Annotated in this window: 11 protein-coding genes and 1 tRNA gene; 7 read left to right on the top strand and 5 right to left on the bottom strand. The window is 65.5% G+C overall.

The window, feature by feature from the left end; translation table 11 throughout:
- Positions 1-79 precede the first annotated feature (79 nt).
- A complete protein-coding gene (locus M2331_RS04645) occupies positions 80-1,090 on the top strand; it encodes a sugar kinase (protein WP_181559190.1) in 1,011 nt (336 codons plus the stop codon).
- A gap of 46 nt (positions 1,091-1,136) precedes the next feature.
- Complete coding sequence (locus tag M2331_RS04640; protein WP_181561365.1) at positions 1,137-1,733, top strand: 2-dehydro-3-deoxy-6-phosphogalactonate aldolase; 597 nt, start codon at positions 1,137-1,139, stop codon at positions 1,731-1,733.
- 193 nt (positions 1,734-1,926) lie between these two features.
- On the opposite strand, the gene M2331_RS04635 is transcribed toward M2331_RS04640, so the two are convergent.
- Positions 1,927-4,389 carry a glycoside hydrolase family 9 protein gene (locus tag M2331_RS04635; RefSeq protein ID WP_264592294.1) on the bottom strand — a complete coding sequence of 821 codons (2,463 nt, stop codon included), beginning with the start codon at positions 4,387-4,389 and terminating at the stop codon, positions 1,927-1,929.
- A 325-nt stretch (positions 4,390-4,714) separates the two neighbouring features.
- Here M2331_RS04635 and M2331_RS04630 point away from each other — a divergent pair, with 325 nt between their 5' ends.
- The 4 genes from M2331_RS04630 (at position 4,715) to M2331_RS04615 (ending at position 8,466) form a co-directional block, all read left to right on the top strand.
- Positions 4,715-5,665: an alpha/beta hydrolase gene (locus M2331_RS04630; RefSeq protein WP_181559188.1), complete on the top strand. Its 951-nt coding sequence runs from the start codon at positions 4,715-4,717 to the stop codon at positions 5,663-5,665.
- A gap of 61 nt (positions 5,666-5,726) precedes the next feature.
- Complete coding sequence (locus tag M2331_RS04625; RefSeq protein WP_264592293.1) at positions 5,727-6,431, top strand: acetylxylan esterase; 705 nt, start codon at positions 5,727-5,729, stop codon at positions 6,429-6,431.
- Positions 6,432-6,494: 63 nt separating this feature from the next.
- Positions 6,495-7,937: a family 43 glycosylhydrolase gene (locus tag M2331_RS04620; RefSeq protein WP_181559186.1), complete on the top strand. Its 1,443-nt coding sequence runs from the start codon at positions 6,495-6,497 to the stop codon at positions 7,935-7,937.
- Positions 7,938-8,031: 94 nt separating this feature from the next.
- On the top strand, positions 8,032-8,466 hold the full coding sequence (locus M2331_RS04615; protein WP_181559185.1) for a pyridoxamine 5'-phosphate oxidase family protein: 435 nt from the start codon (positions 8,032-8,034) through the stop codon (positions 8,464-8,466).
- Between the two features lie 47 nt (positions 8,467-8,513).
- Here the strand turns inward: M2331_RS04615 and M2331_RS04610 are convergent, their stop codons facing one another.
- The gene (locus tag M2331_RS04610; protein WP_181561364.1) at positions 8,514-9,512 is read right to left on the bottom strand and encodes an SdiA-regulated domain-containing protein; all 999 of its coding nucleotides are present in this window, start codon (positions 9,510-9,512) and stop codon (positions 8,514-8,516) included.
- Between the two features lie 208 nt (positions 9,513-9,720).
- On the opposite strand from M2331_RS04610, the gene M2331_RS04605 reads away from it, so the two are divergent.
- A complete protein-coding gene (locus M2331_RS04605) occupies positions 9,721-10,434 on the top strand; it encodes a DNA alkylation repair protein (RefSeq protein WP_181559184.1) in 714 nt (237 codons plus the stop codon).
- A gap of 5 nt (positions 10,435-10,439) precedes the next feature.
- Here M2331_RS04605 and M2331_RS04600 read toward each other — a convergent pair.
- From M2331_RS04600 to M2331_RS04590, 3 genes are all read right to left on the bottom strand, one after another.
- Positions 10,440-10,516 (bottom strand) — tRNA-Arg (locus tag M2331_RS04600).
- A 91-nt stretch (positions 10,517-10,607) separates the two neighbouring features.
- Positions 10,608-12,170, bottom strand: a complete 1,563-nt coding sequence (locus M2331_RS04595; protein WP_181559183.1) for an ABC transporter permease/substrate-binding protein — start codon at positions 12,168-12,170, stop codon at positions 10,608-10,610.
- A gap of 3 nt (positions 12,171-12,173) precedes the next feature.
- Positions 12,174-12,968, bottom strand: a complete 795-nt coding sequence (locus M2331_RS04590) for an ATP-binding cassette domain-containing protein (RefSeq protein ID WP_181559182.1) — start codon at positions 12,966-12,968, stop codon at positions 12,174-12,176.
- Between the last annotated feature and the right edge of the window lie 101 nt (positions 12,969-13,069).

Genomic DNA, 13,069 nt, shown 5'->3' with positions numbered 1-13,069 from the left:
TTAGCGCTATCAAGAGCTATTGCGCTTGTTTGTCAAGAGGGGCTACTCCTGCGCCTCTAACGCGTTGACAAGAGAGACGATGACACCCGGCCCCATCCTCTGTTTCGGCGAACTGCTGCTCCGCCTCTCCGCCGTCCCCGGCGAAAGCCTGTTCCAGAGCGAGCGGCTGGATGCGCGATTCGTCGGCGCGGAAGCCAATGTCGCGGTGGCGCTGGCGCGGCTGGGCGTTCCGAGCGCGTTTCTCACCGCGCTCCCGCCGGGGCCGGTCGGCGATGCGGCGCTGGAGGCATTGCGCCGGCCCGGCGTGGACGTGCGCCATGTGCAGCGCCAGCCCGGGCGGATGGGGCTGTTCTATCTCATGCCCGGCAGCGGCCTGCGCGCGCCTGCGATCAGCTATGATCGCGCCGGCAGCAGCTTCGCGATCACCCCAGCCGAACGTTATGACTGGGCCGCGGCGCTGGAGGGCGTGGCCATGCTGCATCTTTCCGGCATCATTCCCGCCCTCTCGCCTGACGCCCCCAAATTGTCCCTCGCGGCGATGGAGGCTGCGAAGGCCGCCGGCATTCCGATCTCCTTCGATGGGAATTTCCGCGCGACGCTCTGGGAAAGCTGGTGCGACAATCCCGCGCCGATCCTCGCCCGCCATGTCGAGATGGCCGATCTGTTCTTCGGCAGCGCGCGGGACATTGCGATGCTGCTCGGCCAGTCCTTCGATGCGCAGGACGCGGACGGACGTCGCGCCGCCGCCCAGGCAGCCTTTGCGCGCTTCCCAAATCTGCGCCACATCGCCTCCACCCATCGCGTGGTCACCCATGCCGGGCTCCACCACCTTTGCGCCCGCCTCGATACACCGGATGACAGCTTCGAGACGCAAGTTGTTGAAGTTGGAGGGATCGTCGATCGGATCGGCACCGGGGACGCATTCGCCGCCGGGGTAATCGCGCATCTCGATGCCGGCATCGCCACCGCCGCCGAGCGCGGTCTGGCGCTGTCTGTGCTCAATCATTTCGTCCATGGCGATTTCAGCCCGATCAGCGCGGAGGAACTCGCCGCATTCCGCCCCGGCCAAACCGGCGACGTCCGCCGATGAGAAAGCGAGCATCCCTGTGAAACCATGGTTCGATCAGATCGCCGACATGCCGCTGGTGGCGATCCTGCGCGGCCTCACCCCCGAGGAGGCGCCCGCGATCGGGGCTGCGCTCATCGAGGCGGGCCTGCGCTGCATCGAGGTGCCGCTCAATTCGCCGCGCCCGCTGGAGAGCATCGCCGCCCTCGCCCGCCTTCCCGGCGGCGCGCTCATCGGGGCCGGTACCGTGCTGAGCGTGGACGCGGTCGATCAGGTCGCGCAGGCGGGCGGACGCGTCATCGTCTCGCCCAATATGGACCCACCGGTAATCCACCGCACCAAGGCGCTCGGCATGCTTTCCATGCCCGGCATCGCAACCCCGAGCGAGGCCTTCGCTGCTATCGATGCCGGGGCCGATGCGCTCAAGCTCTTCCCCGCCGAGATGCACAGCCCGGCGGTGCTCAAGGCGATGAAGGCGGTGCTGCCCGCCGACATTCCTGTGCTGGTGGTGGGCGGCATCGGGCCGGACAATATGGCCGCATGGCACAGCGCCGGTGCTGCCGGGTTCGGCATTGGATCATCGATCTATCAGCCAGGTCTGGATGCGGCGCAGGTCCGCCAGCGGGCCGATGCCATGGTCACGGCGTGGCGCGCCCTTGAGAACTGAGCGCCTGAGGTGGCGTGTTCGGCAAAACCCTGCCCCACCCCCGCCGTCACCCCGGGCTTGACCCGGGGTCCAGCTTCCTTCCGGACCGACTTCTCGCCAGGATCTTGCCAGACGAAATGCGCCGAAACAGGTTAGCTGGACCCCGGGTCAAGCCCGGGGTGACGGTTGGAGGGGTGGTTAGTCTCAGCCCTGATTACCGCTCCGGGTTCGCCAACTCATGCGCAGCGTTCGCCAGTTCGATAAATCCTGCACCGGCGGAGATCACATATTCATTCTGTCCCCAGAAGAACGGCCAGTCCTCATGGTTCTCCGGAAAATCCGGTTTGATGATCAGCGCACCCGGGACCACGCCGCCGGCGATGAAGCTGAAGTCCGCACGATTGGTGCCATAGGCCACTTCCTTGGATCGCGCGCCCACCGCCGAGACGAAGGAGATGTCCGAGCCGGAATGGTTGCCGAGCAGATGGTCGATGCTGCGGAACACCGCATCGGGCTTCACGATCGCTGGAAAAGCCTTGTGCAGCGCATAAGCGGCGAGGCCATAGTCGATCACGCCTTCATTCCCCGCCCAGCCGCCTTCCGAGATCGGCACGCCATAGGGATTGGCGGCGGCGATCTTGTCGCTCTGCGCGGCCCATTGCCGCACGAGCGGCTCCATCGCCGTGCGATAGGAAGGTGGCATGAACGGCAGGGCTTCTGTCGCCAGCGCGGCCTGAAAGCCGAAGAATTTTGAGACGGACGGCCACAGCGCCTCGATCTGTGCCACGTAGCGCTTGTCGCGCGTGGTCTTGAGCAATTGCACGGCGGCCGCAAACTGCTCGGCTTCGAGCGGCCCGCCGGTCGTATTGCCATGCTGGAAGACATAAGGCGGATGGCTCTGCTCCTCGGCCCACACCCGCGTCGCGATGGCCAGTGCCTTGGCGGAGAGCGCCGGGTCCAGCGTCTTGAGGGCGCGACTGGCCGCAGCCAGCGCCGCAATCGAACCGTAATTGAGCGCCGAGGACCGACTGGTGAACGCCCAGCGATCATCGGGCGTGCCACTGTAATCCCCCTTGTCCTGATAAGGCTTGAGCGCCGGATCGTAGATCTTGCCGTCGGTCTTGGTCACAGCGTCGCCAAGATGCGTGTACTGCCCCACATCCGGCTCCACGATGCCGTGGATCGCATGGCCCACCGCATCGAATTGCGCGGCGAGCTGGAGCGTGCCGTGGCGGATCTGCTGGAGCAGGTCGGGCTGACCATCGGGCACATGGATTTCCACGCGCCGTGTGGCACCATCCACGCTGGTCGTGTCGCGATCCAGCCCGAAGCTTTCCCAACTGCGCACCATGGAGCGTATCACGGCATATTGGGTCTGCGTGCGGATGTCATAGTCGCCGGCATCGTACCATCCGCCGATGTTGAGGCCGGGAATATGCTCGCCAGGCTTGAAGCGCGTATCGGTGGTCGGCCCCTGCGCATAGAGGTCGATATGCTCATGATTGAGCGGCGCCTGCCGGGCATCGTCCTTGTGGGACTCGCCGTGCCAGACCCGATAGGCCTCGTTGACGGTCACATGGTCCATCGCCACCGGGAAGTAGACGTCCAGTGTCGGATGCCAGGCCTCGGCAAACAGATCCTGCGCGATGCGGAACGGCGCGGTCTTGCTGTCGCCATAGGCCAGCCGATAGAGGCCCGGCGCGCGCACGGTGCTGAAGTCGAAACGCAGATAGCGATAGCGCAGATAATCCCCCGCTTCGGTCGGCGTGCCATTGAGAACGGGCACCTCCTGCCCCGAAGGCTCGACGCGCAGAAGGGTCGCTTGCGCCCGACGGGTGTCGGCGCGGTCGATCTCGATCGTCGCGACCTTCGCCTGCCCCGGCGTGTAGCCAAGCTGCGAATGGCCGATGGACGGCGGCCGCAGCCAGCCGGGCGCGCTGGTTGGCGAGAGAGTCCACTGCACCACCACGCCCGTCTTGCCCGCCGGCAGCAGCGACCGCAGGACGAACCAGCCATTCTGCGCCTGATTGCGCCCATCATAGAGCGCGATGGAAGTCTGCGAGCGGAGGCGGACCCGGCGCGCGGCATCGGACGGCGCGAGGACGATGTCGCTGCCCTGCGCCAGAGGGAGCGGTTCGGCACCCGGGCCGTCGCTGCGTCCGCTGGCGGGATTACGCTCCGGCGTCCGCACCATCGCGCTGGCCGGATAACGCGGGAAGGCGCCGGGCTTGCCATCCACCATGAAGGCATTGTGGTAGTAAGCCGAGGGCAGGAACTCCAAATTCAGGCCCGCCTTGCCCACCAGCGCCGCCGGCAAGGCGCGCGGCAGTTCGACGGTCAGGAGAAGGTCCGCGCCGCGCGGCACGGCACGGATGATGTAGCGGAAATCATGCTCTGGGTATTCCAGCACCGCCTCGATGGTGCCGGTCCGCGCGTCGACCTTGCGTTCGATCATCCGCCCGATCGCATCCCACTGCCCCGGCGTGGCGGAGAGGCGGACATCGCCATTGGTGGCGATGCGCCGATCCTGCTGGATGATCTCCACACCGCTGATCTTCGAATCGGCGAAGAGGCCGTCATACCAGTTGCTGAACACCAGCACATTGGCGGCAGGCGCCTCAAAATAGCCCGAGTCTCCTAGCCGCAGGGCGGGCTCCTCGCCATGCGCAGCGGGCATCACAGAAGCCATAAAAACTACGACAAAAGACCCAAGCACAGCTGCGCGCCTCATCCCATCCCTCCTGATTTTGTTAACGCTAACATAGCGGCGTGATTTTCAGGTTGGCAACAAAATTGTGGAATAACGTTGGCTTACAGACTCCCCGGCACCGCTCAGCGATCGAAACTGCGGGCTATTTTTGTCGGACAAGTTGACGTTTGAAGAAATCAACGATTATCCTGCCGCCATCGCATCGGGGGACTCGCAGGTTCGCCGCAATGGCGTATCGAGGAGCAGTCAGGCGGTCGGCCTATCGACCGCCACTGAACCGGGGAGGAAAGTCTTGAACATCTCGATTCGTCATGCGTCCGTTCACGCCGTGCTGTCTGCGCTGGCTGTGGCCGTCCTGTTTCCTGCCGCCCTGTCTCCTGCCGCCGCGCAGGATGCGACCGTTACCGCCATTCCCGCGCCGGCTGAACCCGGCGCCATTCTGCTCGGCACCGGCCCGGTCAAGGGCGCCACGGCACCCGAAAGCTGGTTCCGCCAATATGGCGTGCCGATGGCGCGCAATGTCTCCACCGCCACGCTCACCCCTGTGCTGCCAGCACCCGGCAAGGCCAATGGCACGGCGGTCATCGTCGCGCCGGGCGGGGCCTTCCTGCTGCTTTCCATGGAAAATGAAGGCTGGCGGGTTGCCCGTGCGCTGGCAGACCGGGGCATCACGGCTTTCGTGCTCAAATATCGCCTGCGGCCCACGCCGCTCGCGCTTGCCGATTTCGATCGCCAGTTGCGCGCTGCCTTCGCCAATGTCGGCCGAGCGGAGACGCGGTCCAGCCCGGACGAGGCCGTGGCCGGCCTGCCGGAGCAGATCGCCGATGCCGTCGCCGCGATCACGCTGGTGCGCGCGCGGTCCGCCGAGTGGGGGATCGATCCCAAGCGCGTCGGCATGATGGGCTTTTCCGCCGGGGCCATGACGACGATGGTCACGACCCTCGCCCGCCCCGATCTCGACCTGGCGTTCATCGCGCCCATCTACGGCTCGATGGAACGGGTGACCGTTCCGGCCAACGCGCCGCCGCTGTTCGGCGTCATCGCCTCGGATGATCCCCTGTTCGCCAAAAAGGGCTTCGGCCTGCTCGATGCCTGGCAGGAGGCCGGAAAACCGGTTGAATTCCACCTCTACGAGCGCGGCGGCCACGGTTTCGGCCTCGGCAAGGACGGCACGACCAGCACCGGCTGGCTGGATGCCTTTGTAGCGTGGCTGGACATGCACGGGCTGCTGAAACCGTCCTGACCTGCCCCGCAGGTCTCTCCCCGGGCTGCGCACGCCGCAGCCCACCCTTGAAGGAATGACCATGATCGCGTCCAAGGCCATATCCCATGTGCGTTGCTGCCTCGCCCCGCTGGTCCTGTTGGGTGCCTTGCAGGGTGTCGCAAGCGCGGCGGAAAGCGCCGGCACGCTCGCGCCCTATTTCACGCCTGCCGGACGCGCCCCGGCCAGGCCGGATGCGGACGGGTTCATCCGCCGCTGGCTCATCCTGGAGCCGATCACCAAGCCCAACCGCACCAACACGGTGTTTACCGGCAGCTATGTGCGCAAGACGCTGACCGCCTATCCCTTCCCCACTCAGACCAGCGGCCTGCCACGCGCGGGTGAAACAGTGACCGTGGAAGGGCAGACGCTCGCCTGGCATGCACTCGATTCAAGCGCGCTCGACGTGAAGCTGTTCAATTTCGCCCAGTCGCTGGGCAAAACCAAATATGGCGTGATCTTCCATGTCGCGACGGTCGTGGACAGCCCGCTCGACATGGAGGTGCGCATGGCCGTCGGCTCAAACTCGGCCTCCATGTGGTGGGTCAATGGAGTCGAGACGGCCGTTCTGTTCAACGATCGCCGCATGGTGATGGACGATGTGGTCTCGCGCCGCATCACCCTGAAAAAGGGGCGCAACATCATTCGCGGCGCGGTCATCAACGGGCCGGGCCTGAGCGACTATTGCGTCCGCTTCATCGATGAAGCCGGGCGAGGCATCACCGATCTCGCCGTGACCACGCTTTGAACGAGCCAAGCGCTCCAGCCCCGCAGCCCTTCCTCCTTCCCTTCGCCTGACCGAGGTGATCGCATGAACCGCACCATCGCAGCCACCAGCCTCGCCCTTGCCCTCCTGTTCCAGAGCCCCGCCAGCGCACAGCTTGAAGGCGAGCCCTATATCCACGATCCGTCCACCATCACCTATTCGGACGGCAAATATTACACCTTCGGCACCGGTCAAGGCGGCCTGGTTTCCGAAGATGGCTGGACGTGGCGCAGCGGTGGCAATCGGCCGGGCGGCGGCGTTGCGCCCGATGTCATCAAGATCGGCGATCGCTATTACGTCTCCTACGCCGTCGGTGGCGGCGGCATGTCCGGCGGCCATGCCAGCGACGTGAAGATGATGTGGACCAAATCCCTCGATCCCGCCTCCCCCGACTTTGGCTATCATGAGGTGGGCACGGTCGCCTCCAGCGATGGCAAGGAGAATCTCGACGCCATCGATCCTGCCTTCCTCTATGTCGATGGCCGCCTATGGCTGAGCTACGGCACCTATTTCGGCGCAATCCAGATGATCGAGCTGGACCCGGCCACCGGCGCGCGCAAGGCCGGCAACAAGGCGGTGGATATCGCCATCGACATGGAAGCCACCGCCCTGCTCCACCGCGATGGCTGGTATTATCTGCTTGGCACGCACGGCACCTGCTGTGACGGCCCCAATTCCACCTACCACATCCGCGTCGGCCGCTCACGCGATCCGCTTGGGCCTTATGTGGATCATATGGGCATTCCGCTGCTCAAGGGCGGCGGCAAAATGGTCGTCAACGCGCGCGGGCGGGACATCGGCCCTGGGCACTTCGGGCTGATCGACCTTGGCGGTGGCGTCGAGAAATTCTCGATGCACTATGAGATCGACATGAACCGGGGCCGCAGCGTGCTCGGCATCCGCCCCCTGCTGTGGAAGGATGGCTGGCCGGTTGCGGGCGATAACATCGCCGAGGGCACCTACGAGATCGAGGCCGAGCGTAGCGGCTATGCCCTCCAGCTTGCCGCCGATTTCGTGCGGATCGATTTCGACGCCCGGCGCAGCTTCTTCGCCCCGCCCGGCACACCGCCGGTCAACGTACCCGACCAGACCTTGGGGCAGGTCGAACCCGGCTGGCCGGCCGGAGCCGTGCGCGTCGATCTGGGCGACTATATGGTCCGCCCCCAGCAGCTTTGGACGGTCGCCCCCGTGCAGGGCGCGGGCGGCGTGATGGGCGCGCCTTATTATAAGATCGTCATTTCCGGCACGCAACGGGCGCTTGCGGCGACGGCCACCGGTGAGGTGGAAGCGGTGCCGGCCTTCACCGGCGCACCCGAGCAGCTCTGGCGCATCGACCAGCTCACCGACGGCAGCTATCGGATCATGCCGAAGGCCACGCCCGGCACGGGCGAAGCACGCGCCCTCGTTGCCATCGGCGGTACTACGCCGGCGCTGGTCAAGTTCGATCCCGAGAGTCCGGCCGGCCGCTGGACGTTCAAGAAGCCCTGAAGATCGGCGTCAGGCGACCCGACGCAACCTTAAGCCATCATGATCCGTTGGAGGAGGCCGGACGCTCTCGTCCGGCTTCTCCAGGAGGCCCTTAATGGCTGACATGACGCTCGATGACCTGTCCGAAAAAATGGGCAAGATCGATTTCGGGATGCTCTCCACGCGCACGGAGGGCGGCGCGCTGGCCAGCCGGCCGATGAGCAACAATGGCGAAGTCGCCTGGCGCGGCGACAGCTTCTTCTTCACCTATGAGGCGGCGCGCACCATCGCCGATATCGAGCGCGACCCCGAGGTCGGCCTCACCTTCACCGGCGCGGTCGGCCTGCTGGGCGGACCGCCGCTGTTCATCGCCGTCGAGGGTCGCGCGGAACTCATCCGCGACAAGGCGCGCTTTGCCGAGCATTGGAACAAGGATCTCGAACGCTGGTTCGAGCAGGGCATCGACACGCCGGATCTCGTCATGATCCAGGTCCGCGCCCGTCGCATCCATTATTGGAACGGCAGCGACGAGGGGGAAGTCCCCCTCTGATCTGAGTGGGCGCCGCGGTTTGCCCGCGACGCCCGTTCCCGCTGCGTTTAGCTGAAAGCGAGTGCGACCTTGCGCCGCCGCATGGTGCTGCCGATCAGCGCGAAGCCGCCCAGCATCATCGCCCAGGTCGCAGGCTCCGGCACCGATCCGGCATAGCTGAGCTTCACCAGATAGGACTGGTTCGGCCCGTCGCCATCGTCGCTCACGAGGTAGATGTTACCGGCATCGTCGAGGGTCAGGCCCTCGAACTTGCCGCCCTGGTTGGCCGGGTCGACCAGCGACTTGAAGCCGGAGAGATCATAGCTGCTCACGATCTGGCCGGCCTGCGTCACCTCGAGAAGGTTGAACGAGCGGCCGCTGAGGATGAACAGATTGTCGCCGAACGGCGTCGCGGAGAAGATGCCGTTGGAGAGCACCGCGATGTCGGAAAGCCGATCGAGGCCCGGCAGCGCCGCAATATCGAACAGCTCGGTGACCGTCGCCGTCTCCGTGCCGAAATTGGCGCCGGAGATCTTCCAGATCGTCTCGGGGCTGCGTTCCTTCACGCCGAAAAAGTCGCCAGTCACCTTATTGTAGGCAATGCCCTCCAGGCCGCTATTGCCGGCATCGGGGCCGACGCTGATCGTCGGCGCATCCGGATAGGCGGTGTAGGTGCGGGTCGTGCCGTCCACGCCGGTCTGGCTGAGCAGCGCGATATCCTGATAGCGCTCTTCGGCGACGACATATTGGCCGTTGCCCACATAAGCGAGGCCCTCGGCATCGCATTGCGAACTGCCGAGCGAGAGGCAGCCGGAGAGGATGATGGTGGCGGTCTTGTTGCCATTCAGATCATATTCGCCCCAGATGTTCGTACCGTCATCCTCTTCCTCGTCATTGGTGACCATCAGCGTGCGCGTGTCCCAATTATAAGCGACGGCGCTGGCTTCCTTGGTGTCGATCGCTTTGCTGAAGCCGACGACATAGTTGTCGAGCAGGCCAGCCGCGTGGGAAGACGCAGCAGAAAAGGCGAACATCGCAATGCCCGCGCGCAGGAAAATCATCTTCATGGCAACCTCCGAATCATGCCCTCCCCCATGGAGGTCGCCCGCCTATCGGAGGTGCGAATGACAGGATGATTACATTTGGTTAACCATGACGCCGTCTGCGGAAAGGACCGCACCAGATCGGGACATGCGCCTGCGCCACATCAAAGAGCGAATGCAGCAGGCGGCCTAGATGCGACCTCGCAACGTTCCCAATACAGGATCTGACCTTATGCCCGACCGCCTCACCCAAGCATCATCGGTGCCGGAGATCGTGACCGCCATGCAAAGCATGGCCTCCGGGCCAGTGCTTGCCGGCATGGAGCGGGTCGGCATTCGTACCGATAATGCGTTGGGGCTGAGCAACCCGGTTTTGCGGGGCATCGCCAAACAGATCGGCCCTAACCATGAACGCGCGATGGCCTTGTGGCAGACTGGCATTCGCGATGTGCGGGTGCTGGCGATCTATACCGCCGAGCCGGCGCGGCTGACGGCGGGGCAAGCCCGCGCATGGGCGGACGATTTCGAGTCCTGGGAGATCGTGGACATTGCCGCCGACCTGTTCGTGGAGGCCGGGCTTGACGCGCTCATTCACGTGTTCGCCGCCGACGAGCGCGAGTTCGTCCGCCGCGCTGCCTTTGCCATGATCGCCGGCATGGCGGTCCATCGCAAGGCCGAGCCGAATGCAACCTTCATGGACGCGCTGCCCCTGATCGCGCACCACGCACAGGATGCGCGAAACTATGTGCGCAAGGCGGTGAACTGGGCGCTGCGCAACATCGGCAAACGCAACCTCGCCTGTCACCACCCGGCCCTGGCGCTCGCGGAGCAGCTCGCCGCATCGGACGACAAGACCGCACGCTGGATCGGCAGCGACGCGCGACGCGAACTCTCAAGTGAGAAGGTGATCGAAAGGCTGCACCACAAGCAGCGATCAAAATTGTGAGATTTTGGTGCACCCGACTGGATTCGAACCAGTGGCCTTTGCCTTCGGAGGGCAACGCTCTATCCAGCTGAGCTACGGGTGCGTGGAAAGGTCCGCTATCAGTTTTGATGCAGCCGGCCAAGAGCAAAGGTAGGCCGCCCTCCGATTATTGGCGGGCGATGATTGGGCCGCGATTATTGGTCGCCCTGCCCTGCGTTCCTCTCCATCAGCCACCGGGCGGCGACGGCCGGGGCAACCGGACGATCCGGGCGGTCGACCATCAGATTGGCCGCGCGCATCTGCTCGACCGGAATGGCGCCGATCAGCGGTTTGAGCGCCGCCATCAGCCGCGCATCCGTCTCGCGGCCGGGCGCCACCATCACGATCGCGTCATAGGGCGGGATGCGCTCCAGCGGATCGGCGAGCACCAGCAGATTGTCCGCCGCGATGCGCCCGTCGCTTGAAAAGGCGGAGATCACATCGACATCCCCATCCTTCACCGCCCGATATAGGAAGGTGGATTGATATTCGCGCGTCCGCGCGAAGCGCAGGCCGTAGCCTTGCGTCAGCGCCGTCCAGTCCGGCCGCGTGAAGAACTCGAAATCGCCGCCCATGACAAAGCGTGGAGCGTAGGGCGCGAGGTCGGCAATCGAGCGGATGCCGAGTTGCTGCGCCTTGTCGGCCCGCATCGCCAGCGCATAGGCATTCTCGAAGCCGAGTGGACCGACCAGCGTCACGCCATGTTCGCGCTTCAACCACTCCGCCATCTGCGCCAGCATCGCGGCGCGCCCCGGCTGATCGGTACGCCCCATCACATTGGCCCAGACCGTGCCGGAATAATCGACATAGACGTCCACATCGCCCTGCGCGAGCGCCCGGAAGACCACTGCCGATCCCAGCCCGCTGCGCACGGTGGCCGTGCCGCCCTCATCCGCCAGCCGCTGGCCGATAAGATCGGCCAGGATATATTGCTCGGTAAAGTTCTTGGCGCCGATGACATAACCGCCCCTCGTTGCCGGGGCGAACACGCTGGCCGCCGCCGTGGCGATGCCGAGGCACAGGATCAGCGCCCCCGCCCAGATGCGCCTGCGCGCGCGCCGGGCGATCCCCGTCTCGATCAGACCGAGGAGTTGATCCACGGCCAGCGCCAGTGCCGCGGAGACGCCGCAGCCGAACAGCACCCACACCCAATTCTCGGTCTGGAGGCCGGAGAAGATATAATTGCCAAGGCTCGTCTGCCCGACCGGCGTCGCCAGCGTGGCGGTGCCGATCACCCAGACAGCGGCGGTCCGCACCCCCGCCATGGCGACCGGGGCGACCAGCGGCATCTCCACCTGCAAGAGGCGTTGCCGGTCGGTCATGCCGACGCCATGCGCCGCCTCGATCAGCGCCGGATCGAGCGTAGTGATGCCGGTGACGATGTTCCGCACGATCGGCAGCATGGAGTAGAGGGTCAGCGCCAGCAGCGCAGGCAGGAAGCCGAGCGCCGAGAAGCCCTGCCCGGTCAGCCGCAAAGAGAGCAGCGAGAGCGCCAGCAATAAGGGGTAGAACAGCGCCATCAGCGCTAGCCCCGGAATGGTCTGCACGAGGCTGACGAAGGAGAGCACCGGCCAGCGCAGTCGCGCGCTGCGGCTTGCGGCGATGGCCAGCGGCAGGCTGAGCAGGATGCCCAGCCCCAGCGCGGCCGCGCTCAGCAGCACATGAAAGCCCAGATATTCCGGGAGCACGCGCAGCGCGCTGGAGAGGGAGCTGTCCATCGCTCAGCCGGTCCCGTCCGGCCCGACGGCGATCAGGCGGCGGACCTGTTCGGCCTGCCGCATAGGCATCGCCATTAGCGCGCGCACGGCCTCGTTGGGCGGATCGGTCAGCAGCCGGTGCGGGGTATCGTCGGCAATGATCCGACCGCCCTCCAGCATGACGATCCGGTCGGCGAGCAGCACGGCCTCGAAGACGTCATGGGTCACCAGCACGGTGGTGAGGCCCAGCGTCTCGTGCAGGCGGCGGCAGGCGCGGCCGAGCGTGTCGCGGGTGATCGGGTCGAGCGCCCCGAACGGCTCGTCCATCAGCAAGATGCCGGGCCTTGCCGCCAGCGCTCGCGCGATCCCGACCCGCTGCCGCTGACCGCCCGAGAGCGCATCAGGCATGCGCACGCCATAATCCTCGGGCAGTTCGACCAGCGCCAGCAGCTCGGCCACGCGGCGGGCGACATCCTGCGCCGGCCAGCCGAGCAGGCGCGGCGTCAGGCCGATATTCTCGGCGACGCTCAGATGCGGAAACAGGCCGATGCCCTGAAACACATAGCCGATCTCCCGCCGCACTTCATAAGCGGGCCGGTCATTCACGGGCTCGCCGTGGATGCGGACGATACCGCTGTCCGGCTCGATCAGCCGGTTGATGCACTTGAGCAGCGTCGTCTTGCCCGAGCCGGAGGCGCCCACGAGCGCCACGAAGGTGCCCGCTGCAATATGCAGATCGACATCATGCGTGGCGAAGGTCCGACCGCCATCGAAACTCTTGGCAACGCTCTCCAGCGCGATCGCATCGGCTTGGCTCATCGGGGCATGATGACGGCGCCAGGCGAGAATAGAAAGCGAACTTTCCCCGGCCCGCCGCAAATGCGGCGCGATGCCAGCACCCCACAAACGAAAACGGAGGC

The sequence above is a fragment of the Sphingobium sp. B10D7B genome (assembly GCF_025961955.1).
Classification (GTDB): domain Bacteria; phylum Pseudomonadota; class Alphaproteobacteria; order Sphingomonadales; family Sphingomonadaceae; genus Sphingobium.
Note: the sequence above shows the minus strand (reverse complement) of the source record. Positions and strands in the feature narration are given on the sequence as shown.

Bases quoted from the DNA above. Each gene is read 5' to 3' on its own strand.
- M2331_RS04645 (WP_181559190.1), top strand. From the start codon at position 80: ATGACACCCGGCCCCATCCTCTGTTTCGGCGAACTGCTGCTCCGCCTC.
- M2331_RS04640 (WP_181561365.1), top strand. From the start codon at position 1,137: ATGCCGCTGGTGGCGATCCTGCGCGGCCTCACCCCCGAGGAGGCGCCC.
- M2331_RS04635 (WP_264592294.1), bottom strand. From the start codon at position 4,389: ATGCCCGCTGCGCATGGCGAGGAGCCCGCCCTGCGGCTAGGAGACTCG.
- M2331_RS04625 (WP_264592293.1), top strand. From the start codon at position 5,727: ATGATCGCGTCCAAGGCCATATCCCATGTGCGTTGCTGCCTCGCCCCG.
- M2331_RS04620 (WP_181559186.1), top strand. From the start codon at position 6,495: ATGAACCGCACCATCGCAGCCACCAGCCTCGCCCTTGCCCTCCTGTTC.
- M2331_RS04615 (WP_181559185.1), top strand. From the start codon at position 8,032: ATGGCTGACATGACGCTCGATGACCTGTCCGAAAAAATGGGCAAGATC.
- M2331_RS04610 (WP_181561364.1), bottom strand. From the start codon at position 9,512: ATGAAGATGATTTTCCTGCGCGCGGGCATTGCGATGTTCGCCTTTTCT.
- M2331_RS04605 (WP_181559184.1), top strand. From the start codon at position 9,721: ATGCCCGACCGCCTCACCCAAGCATCATCGGTGCCGGAGATCGTGACC.
- M2331_RS04595 (WP_181559183.1), bottom strand. From the start codon at position 12,170: ATGGACAGCTCCCTCTCCAGCGCGCTGCGCGTGCTCCCGGAATATCTG.
- M2331_RS04590 (WP_181559182.1), bottom strand. From the start codon at position 12,968: ATGAGCCAAGCCGATGCGATCGCGCTGGAGAGCGTTGCCAAGAGTTTC.